Source organism: Pseudomonas sp. 300 (genome assembly GCF_055803035.1).
Genome location: NZ_JAVLRV010000002.1, coordinates 131,806 through 147,950, shown reverse-complemented (window position 1 = coordinate 147,950; position 16,145 = coordinate 131,806). Strand labels below are relative to the sequence as shown.

The window sequence follows — 16,145 nt, the reverse complement described above, 5'->3', positions numbered from 1 at the left end:
CTTGCCCACCGGCGTCATCGGCAACGACTCACGCAACACGATGTGCTTGGGCACTTTGTACGCCGTGAAGTTTTCCTTGCAGTAAGCCTTCAACTCTTCAAGGCTGACCCCCGACTCACGCGCCACCACAAACAACTTCACCGCCTCGCCCGAACGCTCGTCCGGCACACCAATGACTGCGCAGTTGGCGACTTTCGGGTGAGCCATCACCACGTCTTCGATCTCGTTCGGGTACACGTTGAAACCCGAGACAATGATCATGTCTTTCTTGCGATCAACGATGCGCACAAAACCGTCCGGGTCGATCACGGCAATGTCGCCGGATTTGAACCAGCCTTCGGCATCCAGCACTTCGGCAGTGGCTTCGGGTTTCTGCCAGTAGCCCTTCATGATCTGCGGGCCTTTGATGCACAGTTCGCCGCGCTCGCCCATCGGCTGCTCGACACCTTCATCGTTGATGACTTTCAGCGTGGTACCCGGCACTGGCAGGCCGACCGTGCCGATCCGCGATTTGTCGCCGTACGGGTTGGTGCACGCCACCGGCGAGGTTTCGGTCAGGCCATAACCTTCGGTGATGCGGCACCCGGTCAGTTGCTCCCAACGCTCGGCGGTGGCCTTGACCAGCGCGGTGCCGCCGGAGTTGGTCAGTTTCAGGCTGGAGAAATCCAGGGACTTGAAGTCCGGGTGGTCCATCAGCGCGACGAACAGCGTGTTGAGCCCCAGCAACGCCGAGAACCGCCAGTTTTTCAGCTCCTTGATGAAGCCCTTGATGTCTCGTGGATTGGTGATCAGCACGTTGTGGTTGCCGGTCACCATCATGCACATGCAATTCGCGGTGAAGGCATAGATGTGGTACAGCGGCAGCGGCGCGATCATCACCTCCTGCCCTTCGCGCAGCAATGGCTGGCCGTCATCGCCGAACTGGCCGAGGCAGGCGCGGGCCTGCTGCATGTTCGCCACCAGATTGCCGTGGGTCAGCATCGCCCCCTTGGCCAGACCGGTGGTGCCACCCGTGTATTGCAGCACGGCGATGTCGTTGAGACCGGCGTTCAACGGTTTGATGCCCAGGCCTCGGCCCAGACGCAGCGCGCTCTTGAAGGAAACGGCCTGCGGCAAGGAATAGTCCGGGACCATTTTCTTCACTTTGCTGACCAGGGTGTTGACCAGCCAGCCTTTGGCGACGGGCATCAGGTCGCCCATCTTCGCTTCGATCAGGTACTGGATGTCGGTGTCGGCCAGCACTTCCTGGACCTTCTGCCCGAACATGTTCAGGTACACCAGCGCGCGGGCACCGGAATCCTTGAATTGGTGACGCATTTCCCGTGCGGTGTACAGCGGATTGGTGTTGACCACGATCAGCCCGGCGCGCAACGCACCGAACACGGCAATCGGATAATGCAGGACGTTGGGCATCTGCACCGCAATGCGATCCCCCGGCACCAGATCGGTGTGGGCTTGCAGGTAACCGGCGAACGCGGCGCTGTAGCGTTCCAGCTCGGCGTAGGTCAAGGTGATGCCCATGTTGCTGAAGGCCGGGCGGTCAGCAAATTTTTTGCAGGAACGCTCGAACACCTCGATCACCGACTTGTAAGCCCCTTGATCGATGTCCAAGGGTACGCCGGCCGGGCGTTTGTCATTCCAGAAATCAGGTTGCATTGTTCTTGTCCTCTTTACCTGAACCTATCCGGGGCCGCTTTTGTGTCGCCTTGAAAAAGCGGAGCTTCACGGACACTAGCAGCTATGGCGAATCAGGCAAATATGCCAACAACCGTCATTGACCGTGTGAATCTTGGTGCCGTGGTGCGGCCTGATCAGACGGCAAGCGCAGGATGCGCTATACAATGGACCGAGCCCATGCAAAGGAATCGCCATGATCCACGACACCTTCTGGCTGACCGCGAGTGACCGCAGCCGCCTCTTCGTCAACCAGTGGCTGCCCGCAGCGCCGTTGAAAGCGGTGATCCTGCTGGCCCACGGCATGGCCGAACACAGCGGTCGCTACGCGCGCCTGGCAGAACAGCTCTGCGAACAGGGCTACGGTATGTATGCGCCGGACCTGCGTGGACATGGCAAAACCGCCGAAAACGGGACACTCGGTCATTTCGCCGACGACGATGGCTGGTGCAAGGTGGTCGGCGACCTCGCCAGCCTCAATCAGCACATTGGGCAGCAACATCCCGGCGTGCCGATCGTGCTGCTCGGCCACAGCATGGGCAGCTACATCGCCCAGGCTTATCTGCTGCATCACAGTGCCAGCCTGTATGGCGCGGTGCTCAGTGGTTCGAACTTTCAACCCGTAGCGCTTTATCGCGCAGCCCGGCAGATCGCACGCCTCGAACGCTTGCGCCAGGGGCCGAAGGGCCGAAGCGCGCTGATCGAATGGCTGTCGTTCGGCTCGTTCAACAAGAAGTTCAAACCGGCGCGCACCTCGTTCGACTGGCTCAGCCGCGACCCGGCCGAAGTCGACAAGTACGCCAACGATCCGCTCTGCGGCTTTCGCTGCACCAATCAGTTCTGGATCGATTTGCTCGGCGGCTTGCAGCAAATCAGCAAAGCGTCCAATCTCGCCCAGATCGATCCGGGCCTGCCGCTGCTGGTGATTGGCGGCGAATGTGATCCGGTGAGTGAAGGCAAGCGTCTGAAAGATCTGGCCGATGCGTTACGTGCCGCTGGCAGCCAGAGCCTGCAACTGAAAATTTACCCGCAGGCACGGCACGAACTGTTCAACGAGAGCAATCGCGATGAAGTGACGGCCGATGTGCTGAGCTGGATCGCGCAAGCCCTGAGCCACCGCCGCCCGCCCCGATCCGAATAGTTTTTTTTGTGGTTTTTTTATTTGTCACAGGAATTGAAACAGATGACCCAGGTTACCAACACCCCGTACGAAGCCCTCGAAGTCGGCCAGACCGCCAGCTACAGCAAGACGGTCGAAGAGCGTGACATTCAGTTGTTCGCCGCCATGTCGGGTGACCACAACCCGGTGCACCTGGACGCCGAATTCGCCGCCGGCACCATGTTCAAGGAGCGTATCGCGCACGGCATGTTCAGTGGCGCATTGATCAGTGCTGCGGTTGCCTGCGAGTTGCCAGGGCCGGGCACTATTTATATCGGTCAGCAGATGAGCTTTCAGAAGCCGGTGAAGATTGGCGACACGCTGACGGTGCGCCTGGAGATTCTTGAGAAGCTGCCAAAGTTTCGTGTGCGCATTGCCACACGCGTGTTCAACCAGCGCGATGAGCTGGTGGTGGATGGTGAGGCGGAGATTCTGGCACCGCGCAAGCAGCAGACCGTGACGTTGCCGACCCTGCCGGCGATCAGCATCGGCTGAACCCTGCGCACTTCTGTAGGAGCGAGCCTGCTCGCTCCTACAGTTATTTTGGCCCTTCCTGCACCTGCACACTCGCCGTCATCCCCGAACTCAAATTGATCCCCTCGGGCACCTGGTCCAGTTTGATTCGCACCGGAATTCGCTGCGCCAGCCTGACCCAGTTAAATGTCGGCTCCACCTCCGCCAGTAACTGCCCATCCGGCGTGGTATTGCGATCGGTAATGCCGCGACTGATGCTTTCCACATGCCCTTCCAGCGCCTCTCCGGCACTCATCAACCAGACCTTTACCGGATCGCCGACGCGAATCCGCGGCAGTTTGGTTTCTTCGAAATACGCCTGCACATAAAACGTTGAATCATCGATCAACGCCATCACCGGTTGCCCGGCATTCACGTAGTTGCCTTGGGCCAGACGCAGATTGGTGATGTGACCGCTGCGTGGCGCATGGACCTGACTGCGGGCGAGGTTGAGTTCGGCAACCTTGGCTTCGGCCTGAGCTTCACGCAGTTCGCCACGAGCGATGCCAGCGTTGATTTGCGCGTTCTCGCGCAGCTCGGCACTGATCGCTTGCGGCCCGAGGCTGGCGCGACGGCTGGCTTCGCGCTCGCGCAGATTGAGTTGCTGCTGACGGGTCTGCACCACCGCTTGCGCCTTCTCCAACGCAGCTTCGAAACGGTCGCGATCAATGCTCAGCAACAGATCGCCGGCCTTCACCGCCTGGTTGTCGAAGACTTTGAGCTCACGCACCCAGCCCGACACATCCGGGGCGATCACCACCACGTCGGCGCGAATCCGCGCATCCCGGGTCCACGGTGTAAGCATGTAGTACTGCCACAAATGGAAACCGGCAAAAATCGCCAGCGCCACCAGGCACAGGGTAACCGCGACACGTACGGGTGTACGCATGTTCAACTCCTTATAAAGGTCCGAGGACGACGGTGATCAAGGTCAATACACAGACGTACAAGGCGCAATCGAATAACGCTTCGTGCCAGATCCAGCGACCGGCCGGGGTCAGGCGCAACAGCAGGCGCAAGGCGCCGGTGACCAGCAACGCCAGCAGCACATAAATCAGAAAAGGACTGAGCAGCACGCCGCCCACCGACCATTCATGCAAGCCCATGGCTTTGCTCCTGTTGGTGGCACCACGTGCGCCAACTGTTCTGCAATTGCAGCACCGCGCCTTGGGCCAGTTTCACGGCGTCACTGGGCGGCAATGCGTACAAGGTCTTCAAGAATTCTTCGCTGGGGTGTTCCAGCGCATCCGCGCAGTGGCCGGCCGGGCCTTGCTCAAGGACATTTTCCAGTTGCTCGAGATACCGCCGCTGCGCGGCACTGACCGGAGCCTGCGCCACCGCCAGACTCAAGCGCAGGTGCAGCAGCTCGTCGCCAATGTCGAGACCGAGCAAGCCGTCGTCCCAGCGACTACGCGCCGGCTCCGGCAGTTCCGGGTAGTGCCGCGCCAGTTGCAGCAAGCGGTCGGCCATGCGTCCGCCGAACCAGCTTTCGGCACCGCGCAGATTACGCCGGGTCAGGCGCACCAGGTCGCCGAGGGTCGCCGCCAGCAAGCGCCGACCGTGCCACGTCGGGTTGCGCAGGATCAGCAAGTGAAACGCCAGCACCGCCGCACCGACACCCACCACCATGGCTTGAGCGCTGTTGAAGAACGTCGCGACGTCGAATTTCATCGCGTTGAGCGGTGACACCAGCACGATGAAATGCAGACAGAACGACGTCGCCGTGGCGCCGATCTGCGGCCTGGCCATGCCCAGCGCGCCGAAAAACAACGGCACGCCCATGCCCATGCAGAGCAGCGCAAAACCACTCCATTGCGGCAGCAAAATCTGCCCGACGAAAAACGCCGCCGGGATCGCCAGAAAAATCCCGCGCATGAAACTCATGCCGATTTGCGCGCCGTTTTCGCGACTGGCGAACAGGCTGCACACCACGCAGGTCAACAGCAACGCCCCCGAGGCGGCGGGCCACGCGGTGGCCAGCCAGAAACACGACACCACCAGAAACGCCAGGGCACTACGCGCGCCGAACACCAGCGCCAATGACAGATCGCGGTGCGGTGTCAGCGTGCGCGGCGGGTCGACGGTTTCCTTGCCCTCCTCCACCGCAGTCAATGCTGCGTTCGCCGCCATCGCGGTATCCATCAACAAGGCGAAACGGACCAGACAGTAACTCTGCGCGGAACTGATCTGCGGGTCATGGCTGGCATCGAGCAAACGCGGGCGCAAGGCTTGCAACGTTGCGGTGTCCGGGCTGGCGAGCGCTTCTTGAACCTCGGTCATCCACGGCAGCAACTGCGCGGTTTCCTGCGCTTCAAGTTGCTTCCACTGCCGCCGCACCGATCGCGCAATGCGTAGCAGCATCAACAGCTTCTGGCTCAGCCCACTGATGGCCCGCGCTCGTTGCCGGCCCAGCCCGCCCTCGAACCAGGCATGTTCGCGCTGGGCATCCACCGCGACGATGCGCCCAAGGATTTCCAGCAAGCCCTTGCGCGCCTGACCATCGCCGGCCAGGGTGGCGCGTGCGGCATTCATGCCACTGTGCCACGCGGCGCGTGCCTGGTCCGCCAATTGCCGCTCGACCCGCATCGGCCACAGCAGCGCGCTGGCGGCGGTGGCGCAGAGAATGCCCAGACAGATTTCCGTACAGCGTGCCACGGCTTGGTCGAACACCGTCAGCGGATGGGTGATGGCCGGTAACGCGATGATTGCCACCGTATAACCGGCCAGCACAAATGAATAAGACCAGGCACTGCGCAACAGCGTCGAACTCGCCGTACACAACCCCAGCCACAACGCCAATGCCAGCAAAAACAGCCACGGCGTCTGGGCGAACAGGCCCATGAACACCACCGACATGAACGTCCCGATCAGCGTGCCCAGCAACCGCGCCAAGCCCTTCTGCACCACCATCCCGGACAACGGCTGAGCAACGATGAACGCTGTCATCAGCGCCCACGCCGGTTGCTCCAGCCCCCAGCGCAATGCCAGCCACAATGCCAGGCCGCCACCGATCAGCGTCTTGATCGCGAACTGCAAGGCGCGGCGGTCAGGCGCGAATAAAGCCTGCAAAGTGATAGGCACGAAAAACACTCTTGAAAGGACGATTTAACGATAGTCGGGTTCATCCAAGTCATTGAATGATCCGTTTGAATCAAATTATTAGCTGGCTATCTATCAGGCGTCCAGCGCTAAAACCCGGGCACAAAAAAACGCCAGGCTAGCTGGCGTTTTTGACAGACTTTATGCGCTTACGAGCGTGCGCGAGCCTGGTTACGCAGGGCTTTCACCTGATCGTGATTGCGTTGCACGCCGTGGTACTGACGTTCAACCAGGTCACGAATGCCCACCAGGTTGTGCTTGTTGATTTTCTCGATGGCTTCTTTGTAAGCCTTCAGCGCATGGTCTTCACCGCGCTCGGCTTCGTTCAGCACGGCTTCTTCATCCTTGCCGGTGAACATCGCCTTCACGTCGACCCAGCGACGGTGCAAATCACCACTGACGCTGGTGGAAGTTTCCGGATCGCCGCCCATCGAACGAACCGCTGCTTGCAGTTCAGAAGCCGCAGTGGCGCAGTCGGCGGAGCGAGTGATGAACAATGTTTTCAGTTCTGGGTGCTTGATGTCTTCAGCGCATGTCTTGAACCCTTCCTGACCATCTTTGCTGGTTTCAATCAGGTCGTTGAGTACCGAGATCGCTTCTTTATTCATGTCGGTCATTTTCAATTCCTCACGGGTTGATGAAAGATGCAATAGCTATTGCACCCTGCATGCCAGCTTTGAATTGATAATTTATTCGTTATATTTCAATCACTTAACTTTATAGCTGAAATCTGTATCCGCGTTATTTGCATGATCTGTCAATTGGCCTGCATGCAGAATGCCTGTATTTTCCAGACTGACCGATTCAAGACGACTGACTGATGAACCCTGAAAAGCTCGAACTGCTGATTACCCACGAAATGCCCTTCGGCAAATACAAGGGCCGCATCATTGCCGACCTGCCCGGCCCCTACCTGAACTGGTTCGCCCGAGAAGGCTTCCCCCATGGCGAACTGGGCGGACTGCTGGCCCTGATGCAGGAAATCGATCACAACGGCTTGTCGGAGCTGCTTGAACCGCTGCGCGCCAAACACGGTAAACCCGCCCCCCGCCACTGAGCCGTCCCTATGCCCGATAACACCCGCCGCGCCCGTGATGAATTGTTTTGGCAAACCTTTGCCGACCGCTATGCCGTCGAACCCGGCCCGATCAACCTTGAGAACGGTTACTTCGGTCGCATGTCGCGCACGGTGGTCGAGGAATACCAGCACAACATCGAACTCATCAACCGCGGCAACTCGGTGCATGTGCGCCAGCGTTTCGAACAGGGTGAAAACGAACAGGTTCGCGCGCAGCTCGCCGACCTGATGGGCGTAACGGTCGAATCCGTCGCCTTCACCCGCAACGCCTCGGACGGTTTGCAATCGCTGATTCGCAATTACAATCGCCTGCAACCCGGTGACCAGGTACTGATCTGCGATCTGGAATACGACACGGTCAAAGGCGCGATGCGTTGGCTGGCCAGGCATCGCGGCGTGGAAGTGATCGAGATCGAACATGCACACCCCGCCAGTTTCGACAGTTTGCTGGCGACTTACCGCGACGCCTTCGTGCGATACCCAAAGCTCAAACTGATGGCCCTGACTCACGTCACTCACCGCACCGGTCTGGTGATGCCGGTGCGGGCGATTGCTGCCGCCGCCAGGGAACACGGGATCGACGTGATTCTCGACGGCGCCCATGCGCTCGGCCAGATCGAGTTCAACCTCGATGACCTCGGCATCGCATTCGCCGGTTTCAACCTGCACAAATGGATCGGTGCGCCGCTGACCCTGGGCTTCATCTACATCGCCCCGGAGCGCCTCGCCGACATCGACCCGGACATGGGCGAAATGCATTTCCCGGTCACCGACATTCGCGCCCGCACGCCATACAGCACGCCCAACATTCCGGCGCTGCTGACCCTGCCGCTGGTGTTCGAAGAGCATCGGGCGATGGGCGGTTCCGCCGCCAAGGGCGCCCGGCTCAATTACCTGCGCAACCGCTGGGTCAGCGCCGTGCGTGACTTGCCGGGCATCGACGTGATGACCCCGGACGACCCGCAACTGTATTGCGGCATCACGTCGATGCGCTTTACCCGGCATGCCGACCAACAAGCGATGGCCGAGCGGCTGCTCAAGGACTACAACCTGTTTACCGTGGTGCGCAGCGGTGCAGCGAGTGGCCCGTGCATCCGCATCACGCCGGGGCTGACCACTACCGCAGCAGACATGGACACGCTGAGCACGGCACTGAACGAACTGCGCTGACGTCACACGGTGTACTTGTCGAAGTCCTCCGGTTTGATCTGTGATGAGGCCGCGAACGTGTCGATGCCAATGGTCATGTGCCCAAAAAAGCCGTCTTCCTTCGAATCTCGACCGAGGGTGTGAACGTTCAGGGTCGAGGCTTCGCCGCCCATGGTGGCGTAGTAGTAATCCTCGTCGTTGGTCAGCGCGGTGACGGTTCGACCACGGTACTCCCTGGCATTGAGCACCGAGCGAGAGGCCACTTCGGGAAAGTACAGTTGGCCGACCCAGGCGACGTGGCGCTCTTCGAGATAGTTGTTGCCGGCGGTGACTCGGACCGCGACGTGAATGTGCAGCGCGCGGCCGGCATAGAACCCTGGATAAATCGTGGTAAAGCGCACGATGCCATTTGGGTCCGTGAACTGCCCGCCGCGCAGATAAGTGTCGTCGTCGGTACGCGCAATCGCGCCGATATCGCCGACGTCGACTTCATTGTCCGGGTTGATTTTGCTCCACCCCGAATAGGCGCCGCGAGCATTGCAATGCCAGATATCAACGATGGCCCCGTTGACGGGTTCATGGGTCATCGCATCGATGATCGTCAGCCGCAGCACCAACGGAATCCCGTCCAGGCCTTCGCTGATGTTTCGCCTGATCAGTTTCGGGTTGCGAAAATACGGGCCGGCGATCTGTTCGGGTGACAGCAGGTAAGCCGGCGGTGGGGATGCAACTGGGGGGGTGGCGACCATGACGCTCTCTCTTCCATAAGATGAACGCAGGTTAACGCTGGATCAGCGGCGAGAGGCGGTAACTATGTATCGCGTGATGTCCTGCAGGAGAATGGTTTTTCGTTGGGCAAAAAAAAACGGTGCACCGACCAAGCGCACCGTAAAGCCGTAGAACACACAACGAAGTGTTGGGTAAAAGCAAATCAGTCCAGCAGCGCCAAGGCCTCGGCGGTGCATTCCTGAATGCGGGCCCAGTCGCCGTTCTTGATCCACTCCGGATCAAGCATCCAGCTACCGCCCACGCACATCACGTTTTTCAACGCCATGTAGCTCTTGATGTTAGCCGGGCTGACACCGCCGGTCGGGCAGAATTTCACTTCGCCGAACGGACCGCCCAAGGCTTTGATTGCCGCGACGCCGCCGCTGACTTCCGCCGGGAACAGCTTGAAGCGGCGATAGCCCAGACCGTAGCCTTCCATGATGCCCGAGGCGTTGCTGATGCCTGGCAACAACGGAATCGGGCTGCTGACGCTAGCCTCGAGCAAGTCACGGGTGATGCCCGGCGTGACAATGAACTGCGAACCGGCGGCTTCTGCGGCGGCCAGCATGTGGCGATCGAGCACGGTGCCGGCACCGGTCACCAATTCCGGACGCTGCTCGCGCAGGATCTGGATGGCCTTGAGGCCGAACTGCGAACGCAGGGTCACTTCCAGGGCTGTCAGGCCACCGGCCGCGAGGGCGTCGGCCAGCGGCAGCACGTCCTGTTCACGAGCGATGGTGATCACCGGCAGAATCCGCGCCTTGGCGCAGAGGCTGTCGATCAGGGCAACTTTGTCCGCCATGGAAACGGTCGGGGATGGGGTTGTCATAGCGGCTGTTCCTTGGCTCATGGGCACCAGTAAATCTCTAACGTGGGTTGCAGAAACGCGCGAATCGGCATGGCGGCGACATCGTCACCGGCCAATGCAGCACTCAGGGTGGTCAGCTTGGACTGACCGGAAATCGATAGAACAGTGTGTTTGGCCGAAGCCAGCAGCGCGCGACTCATGGTCAGGCGCTGATGCGGTACGGTCGGCGCCAGCATCGGGTAGCAACGACGTTTGCCGTCGGATTTCAAGGCATCGGCCAGGTTCGGGCTGTTCGGGAACAGCGACGCGGTGTGACCGTCATCGCCCATGCCCAGTACCAACACGTCAATCGCCGGTAGCTCGGCGAGCAAGCGATCAGCCTGTTCGGCCGCTTGTTCCAGGTTCGCGCTGGCGCTGTACAGACTCAGGAACTGAGCCTTGGCCGCCGGGCCTTGCAACAGGTAACGCTTGAGCAGACCGGCATTGCTGTCGGCATGTTCAACCGGCACCCAGCGCTCGTCCGCCAGGCTGACCACCACGTTCGACCAGTCCAGCGTCTGCTTGGCCAGGTGCTGGAAAAACGCCACCGGACTGCGTCCGCCGGACACCACCAGCGTGGCCGTGCCTTGAGCATCAATCGCGTCGCTCAATTGCCTGGCCACCTTCAGTGCCAGGCCTTCGGCCAGCAGCACCGGGCTTTTGAACGCATGGGCGCTGACGCCCTGCGGCAGTTGCAAATCAGATATCGCCATACCACGACCTCCCGTCCCGCGTGATCAGAGCAATGGAGCTCATCGGTCCCCAGGACCCGGCCGCGTACGGCTTGGGCGCATCACCGGATTTTTTCCACCCGGCAATCAACTGGTCACACCACTTCCACGCGGCTTCGATTTCATCTTTACGGACAAACAGGTTCTGATTGCCGCGCATCACTTCCAGCAACAACCGCTCGTAGGCATCGGGAATCCGTGCGCTGCGCCAGGTGTCGGAAAAATTCAGCTGCAACGGACCGCTGCGCAGCTGCATGCCCTTGTCCAGGCCTTGTTCTTTGGTCATCACGCGCAAGGAAATGCCTTCGTCCGGTTGCAGGCGGATAATCAGCTTGTTGCTGATTTGCAGGCGCTGCTCGGGGGCGAAGATGTAGTGCGACGGTTCCTTGAAGTGGATGACGATCTGCGACAGTTTCTGCGGCATGCGCTTGCCGGTACGCAAGTAAAACGGCACGCCGGCCCAACGCCAGTTGCGGATGTCGGCCCGCAGGGCAACGAAAGTTTCGGTGTCGCTCTGGGTATTGGAATTCGGTTCTTCCAGGTAGCCGGGAACCGGTTTGCCTTCGCTGTAACCGGCGATGTACTGGCCGCGCACCACTTGGGTAGTCAGGCCTTCCGGACTGATCGGCGCCAGCGCCTTGAGCACTTTGACTTTCTCGTCACGAATACTGTCGGCGGACAGGTCGGCCGGTGGGTCCATGGCGATCAGGCAAAGCAGTTGCAGCAGGTGATTCTGGATCATGTCCCGCAGCTGACCGGCCTTGTCGAAGTAGCCCCAGCGGCCTTCGATCCCGACCTTTTCGGCCACGGTGATTTCCACGTGGGAAATATAATTCTGGTTCCACTGGGTTTCGAACAGGCTGTTGGCGAAACGCAGGGCGATGAGGTTTTGAACGGTCTCTTTGCCCAGGTAGTGGTCGATGCGGTAGGTGCGGTTCTCCGGGAAGAACTGCGCCACGGCGTCGTTGACCTTGCGCGAGGATTCGAGGTCCGAGCCGATGGGTTTTTCCAGCACCACACGGGTGTTCTCGGCCAGGCCGACCTTCGCCAGGTTCTCGCAGATCGCGCCATAAACGGCGGCTGGCGTGGCGAAATAGGCAATCACTCGTTGAGCGCTGCCGGCCATTTCGGCCAGGGCCACATAGTCTTCGGACTTGAGGAAATCGACGTGCAGATAGGTCAGGCGAGCCAGAAAGCGTTCGACCACCGCTTCATCCAGCTCTTTGGCACCGACGTAGCGGCGCAGCTCGGCAGCGATGAACGCCAGATGCTCCTGCTCACTGCCGGGCTCACGAGCCAACCCGATGATGCGCGTGTCTTCGTGCAGCAGGCCTGCGCCATCGAGTTGATAGAGGGCAGGAAACAGCTTGCGCAGGGCCAGATCGCCAAGCGCGCCGAACAAGGCAAAGGTGCACGGTTCAACCGTAATCGAAGGCATGATGTTTGTTCTTTTATCAAGTTAAGCTACAAATACCTTTTTTCAAGGCATCGCTCAAGCAAAAATGTAGTAATAACCACAACATTTTCGCAAAATACAGATTCCGAGTGGTGGTCGATCGGAGCCATCAGTAGGATAGGCCACCGTTTGGGGCAGTATCAAAGTCCCAATTTGCATAGCAGCACGCTTGCTTGCATCGCAGAGCACTCTTGTAGGCGAACCTAGGAAACCATATGGACCGCGTGCGAAATTTACTGGAACAGATCCAGAATCGCCTTGAAGACCTGAACAAGGCAGAACGCAAAGTTGCCGAAGTGATCCTGCTCAACCCAGAGCAGGCCACCCGGTTCAGCATCGCCGCCCTCGCCCAGGCCTCCAAGGTCAGCGAGCCGACGGTCAACCGTTTCTGCCGTTCGTTCGGCGTCAGCGGCTACCCGGAGCTCAAGCTGCAACTGGCCCAGAGCCTGGCCAGTGGTGCGGCGTATGTCAGCCGTGCGGTCGAGGCCGACGACAACCCGGAAGCCTATACCAAGAAGATTTTCGGCAGCGCCATCGCCTCACTGGACAGTGCCTTGCAGGCGCTCGACCCGAACCTGATCAGCCGCGCCGTCGACCTGTTGATCCAGGCCCGGCAGATCCACTTCTTCGGCCTCGGCGCCTCGGCCCCGGTGGCGCTCGACGCGCAGCACAAATTCTTCCGTTTCAACCTGGCCGTCACCGCCCATGCGGATGTGTTGATGCAGCGCATGATCGCGTCGGTGGCGCACACCGGTGAGTTGTTCGTGATCATTTCCTACACCGGTCGTACCCGCGAACTGGTGGAAGTGGCGCGTATCGCCCGGGAAAACGGTGCTTCGGTGCTCGGTCTGACCGCCGAAGGTTCACCGCTGGCCAAGGCCAGTACGCTGAGCCTGAACATTCCATTGCCGGAAGACACCGACATCTACATGCCGATGACGTCGCGGATCATTCAGTTGACTGTGCTCGACGTGCTGGCGACCGGCATGACGTTGCGCCGCGGTGTGGATTTCCAACCGCATTTGCGCAAGATCAAAGAGAGTCTGAATGCGAGCAGGTATCCGGTGGGGGATGAGTTCAACTGATCCGAAATCTCTACTGACCGGTCCGGCCTCATCGCGAGCAGGCTCGCTCCCACATTGGATCTTCGGTTAACACAGCATTTGTGTTCAAAACCAATCCCCCTGTGGGAGCGAGCCTGCTCGCGATGGCGGTAGTCCAGACTCTGCCGCATCTGAACTAAACTCCCACCCGCGCCTGCAAACTCAAATGCGCCTTCTGCCCCGGCGCCAGGCTCAAGCTATCGGTCCCGCCGCTCGCCGCCTCCACACAGACAAACTCGGAAATCTCGTTCCAACTGACGCCCAATAGCGGCCGCGTCCCGGGATGCCAGACCACCGTGTCGGCGGTGTCCCCGGTATCGATACACAATTCCCGCTGCCAGGCATGGTCCTTGAGCTGCAATTCGCCGTCATGCTGAAACACCCGCTGACAGCCGCCCTCCACCCGCAACTCGCCTTCCTGCTGGCAAACCTGGCGGTTCAACTGGTCATAACCTTGCGCCCCATCGAGCCCAGACAGCGCTATCTCACCGACATCACCAATACGCCAATAGGCGTGCAAAGCCTGACTCAATTGGCACGGCAGGCTGTCTTGATGCTCGGTGCTCAGGCGCAACTCCATGCGTTCGCCAAGGTGGGCATGCAGGTCCACTTGCCAGTCGCACAACTGCAGTTGCCAGTGCAGGCGCACGCCGTAGTCGTCATGACTGCTGTCGAGGAGTTTCCAGTCCAGCAACCGTGCCCAGCCATGGGACGGCCAGGCGTTTTCGCTCGGATGCCGTCCGTACCACGGCCAGCACACCGGCACACCGCCGCGAATCGCACCGACGTGCGGCCACTTCGCCGCGCACCAGAGCCAGGGCTTCTGGCCCTTGGGCTGGAAGTGCAGCAACTGCGCCCCCTGACGACTGAACACCGCCTGACACAGCGGATGATCGATCACCAACACGTCGCGCATCTGATAGCGCTCCCACGCAAACACCGGACGTTCGCGCAAGGATTTGAAGAAGCGTTGTAGCGGATGCTCATGCATGTGCCACGGTCCTGAAAATCATCTTTACCGGGGGGCGCCGCCCCAAAAAAAAGCGGACAGCCTGGGCTGTCCGCAAAAATGCGCACATAGAGAGGAGCTTATCGCAACAGCGTTAGAACACCGACTGAATTTTCACCCCGGCGACCAGCGCGTTATCGACTTCATCCACACCGCCCGGGTGAGTGATGTACTGCAGGTTGGGACGCACGGTCAGCCAGTTGGTAACGTGGAAGCCGTAGTTGATCTCGTAGTTGTACTCGGTGTTACGCAGTGGCGAGAACGCTGGATCCTGATAGTCAGTGACATTGTTGGAGGCGTTGACCAGCTCGGCGTTTTTCTTCACGTCATCGTTGACATGGATACGGGCGGCACCGATACCGACGTCATCTTTCGGACGGGCATCGAACGGGCCTTTGTACACCAGCATCAGCGACTGGTAGTTGTCGACGATGTTGGTGTCCTTGTCGTGGAACGTGGCGTTGGCCGAAACGGTCAGGCCGCGGCTCTTGTCACCGTTGTGATCGGTCAGCTGCTGCTGCGCCACGAACCAGTACCCGGACTTGCTGCTGTGGCTGCGGTAAGCGTTGCCGCTGGTGGCCGCATCAGCACCGTTTTCGTCTTCACGAACGTCATCGGCCTTGGCCGTGCTTTTGTAGTAACCGACACGGTATTCGCCCGGCAGGTTGTTAGGGTTCGGCAACCAGACCAGTTCGACCGGCAACACGGTGCCCTTGGTACCACTGCCGCTGAGCTTGAAGCCGTTACCGTGCTCCAGTTGCGACGGGTTCTGGTTGTACGCGCCGATCTGCGCATAGAACTCAGGCGAGATGTTGTACTTCACGCGGACCGCCGCCTGGCTAACCGGCCAGTTGTACCAGATGTTGGTCGCCCAGTTACCCACCTGGGAACCGCAGAACGCCAGGTTCTGGAACTCGCACGGGAAGGTGTTGAAGTCTTCGCCTTCACCGAAGTAACCGGCCTTGACGTCCAGTTTGCCGTCGAGGAACTGGTGCTTGATCCACAACTGGGTCAGACGGACCATATGGCCACGACCGTAGACTTCCTGGGAGGAACTCAAGGTGCCGGCACGCGGGTCGCCGACACGGTCATTGGAGATGTTTTCGCCGTTACGGTTGGTCAGCTGGATCTTCGCCTGGGTGTTATCCCAGCCCCACAACTTTTGCAGGTCCAGAGCCACGCCCAGGCCAAACTGGTCGGCGTAACGCGCCGTCTTGTCGTTGTTGTAGCCGCCGTGAAGGTTGCCGCCCACTTCACCGACGTAGTCCATCTTGATGTCGATACCCTGCTCGATCAGCTTGGTCCGCTCACCACCCCAATCGCCGGTCATCCATTCGGAATCGGCGCTGAACGCGTCAGCCGCGTGCACGCTACCGGCCAGCATCATTGCCGCAATCGCCGACAACTGGCAGATAAGCTGAGCGTTTTTGTTCTTCTTCATCCCTACATCCTCGTTTTATTGTTATTAACTGTTTTTATCTAACGCGGTTACATCAGTTGCGAAGAGCGACAGGCCGCTCAGCGCATATCCCCCTGTGGGACCAGGCTTTTGTGGGAGC

At 59.9% G+C, this 16,145-nt stretch carries 16 protein-coding genes; 5 read left to right on the top strand and 11 right to left on the bottom strand.

Annotation, left to right across the window (positions count from 1 at the left end; all coding sequences use genetic code 11):
* Positions 1–1,656, bottom strand: a 1,656-nt coding sequence (locus Q7W83_RS06745; protein ID WP_473655820.1) for a long-chain-fatty-acid--CoA ligase, incomplete at its 3' end; no start/stop codon positions are given.
* Between the two features lie 214 nt (positions 1,657–1,870).
* On the opposite strand from Q7W83_RS06745, the gene Q7W83_RS06740 reads away from it, so the two are divergent.
* A complete protein-coding gene (locus tag Q7W83_RS06740) occupies positions 1,871–2,815 on the top strand; it encodes an alpha/beta hydrolase (RefSeq protein ID WP_458377090.1) in 945 nt (314 codons plus the stop codon).
* Between the two features lie 42 nt (positions 2,816–2,857).
* Positions 2,858–3,328 (top strand): MaoC family dehydratase, encoded by a 471-nt coding sequence (locus tag Q7W83_RS06735; protein WP_008151121.1) that lies wholly within the window; start codon positions 2,858–2,860, stop codon positions 3,326–3,328.
* Between the two features lie 43 nt (positions 3,329–3,371).
* Here Q7W83_RS06735 and Q7W83_RS06730 read toward each other — a convergent pair whose 3' ends face one another.
* From Q7W83_RS06730 to Q7W83_RS06715, 4 genes are all read right to left on the bottom strand, one after another.
* Positions 3,372–4,235: an efflux RND transporter periplasmic adaptor subunit gene (locus tag Q7W83_RS06730; protein ID WP_150634007.1), complete on the bottom strand. Its 864-nt coding sequence runs from the start codon at positions 4,233–4,235 to the stop codon at positions 3,372–3,374.
* A 10-nt stretch (positions 4,236–4,245) separates the two neighbouring features.
* The gene (locus tag Q7W83_RS06725) at positions 4,246–4,452 is read right to left on the bottom strand and encodes a DUF1656 domain-containing protein (protein ID WP_150634008.1); all 207 of its coding nucleotides are present in this window, start codon (positions 4,450–4,452) and stop codon (positions 4,246–4,248) included.
* Positions 4,439–6,427 carry an FUSC family protein gene (locus Q7W83_RS06720; protein ID WP_150634009.1) on the bottom strand — a complete coding sequence of 663 codons (1,989 nt, stop codon included), beginning with the start codon at positions 6,425–6,427 and terminating at the stop codon, positions 4,439–4,441. The genes Q7W83_RS06725 and Q7W83_RS06720 overlap by 14 nt, the downstream gene beginning before the upstream one ends.
* A 167-nt stretch (positions 6,428–6,594) precedes the next feature.
* Positions 6,595–7,062: a ferritin-like domain-containing protein gene (locus Q7W83_RS06715; protein ID WP_150634010.1), complete on the bottom strand. Its 468-nt coding sequence runs from the start codon at positions 7,060–7,062 to the stop codon at positions 6,595–6,597.
* Positions 7,063–7,265: 203 nt separating this feature from the next.
* On the opposite strand from Q7W83_RS06715, the gene Q7W83_RS06710 reads away from it, so the two are divergent.
* Positions 7,266–7,502, top strand: coding sequence for a DUF3820 family protein (locus Q7W83_RS06710; RefSeq protein ID WP_150634011.1), 237 nt, complete (start codon positions 7,266–7,268; stop codon positions 7,500–7,502).
* 9 nt (positions 7,503–7,511) lie between these two features.
* A complete protein-coding gene (locus Q7W83_RS06705) occupies positions 7,512–8,693 on the top strand; it encodes an aminotransferase class V-fold PLP-dependent enzyme (RefSeq protein ID WP_473655819.1) in 1,182 nt (393 codons plus the stop codon).
* Positions 8,694–8,695: 2 nt separating this feature from the next.
* Here the strand turns inward: Q7W83_RS06705 and Q7W83_RS06700 are convergent, their stop codons facing one another.
* From Q7W83_RS06700 to zwf, 4 genes are all read right to left on the bottom strand, one after another.
* The gene (locus Q7W83_RS06700; RefSeq protein ID WP_150654105.1) at positions 8,696–9,421 is read right to left on the bottom strand and encodes an intradiol ring-cleavage dioxygenase; all 726 of its coding nucleotides are present in this window, start codon (positions 9,419–9,421) and stop codon (positions 8,696–8,698) included.
* Between the two features lie 182 nt (positions 9,422–9,603).
* Complete coding sequence (locus Q7W83_RS06695; RefSeq protein ID WP_150634014.1) at positions 9,604–10,269, bottom strand: bifunctional 4-hydroxy-2-oxoglutarate aldolase/2-dehydro-3-deoxy-phosphogluconate aldolase; 666 nt, start codon at positions 10,267–10,269, stop codon at positions 9,604–9,606.
* A gap of 17 nt (positions 10,270–10,286) precedes the next feature.
* Positions 10,287–11,000 (bottom strand): 6-phosphogluconolactonase, encoded by a 714-nt coding sequence (gene pgl, locus Q7W83_RS06690; RefSeq protein WP_150634015.1) that lies wholly within the window; start codon positions 10,998–11,000, stop codon positions 10,287–10,289.
* Entirely contained in the window at positions 10,987–12,456 is a 1,470-nt protein-coding gene (zwf, locus tag Q7W83_RS06685) for a glucose-6-phosphate dehydrogenase (RefSeq protein ID WP_150634016.1), read from the bottom strand. The genes pgl and zwf overlap by 14 nt, the downstream gene beginning before the upstream one ends.
* 242 nt (positions 12,457–12,698) lie before the next feature.
* On the opposite strand from zwf, the gene Q7W83_RS06680 reads away from it, so the two are divergent.
* Entirely contained in the window at positions 12,699–13,559 is an 861-nt protein-coding gene (locus Q7W83_RS06680) for a MurR/RpiR family transcriptional regulator (protein ID WP_172825977.1), read from the top strand.
* 154 nt (positions 13,560–13,713) lie between these two features.
* Here Q7W83_RS06680 and Q7W83_RS06675 read toward each other — a convergent pair whose 3' ends face one another.
* Positions 13,714–14,568 (bottom strand): D-hexose-6-phosphate mutarotase, encoded by an 855-nt coding sequence (locus Q7W83_RS06675; protein WP_473655818.1) that lies wholly within the window; start codon positions 14,566–14,568, stop codon positions 13,714–13,716.
* 112 nt (positions 14,569–14,680) lie between these two features.
* Entirely contained in the window at positions 14,681–16,027 is a 1,347-nt protein-coding gene (locus Q7W83_RS06670) for a carbohydrate porin (protein WP_150634018.1), read from the bottom strand.
* Between the last annotated feature and the right edge of the window lie 118 nt (positions 16,028–16,145).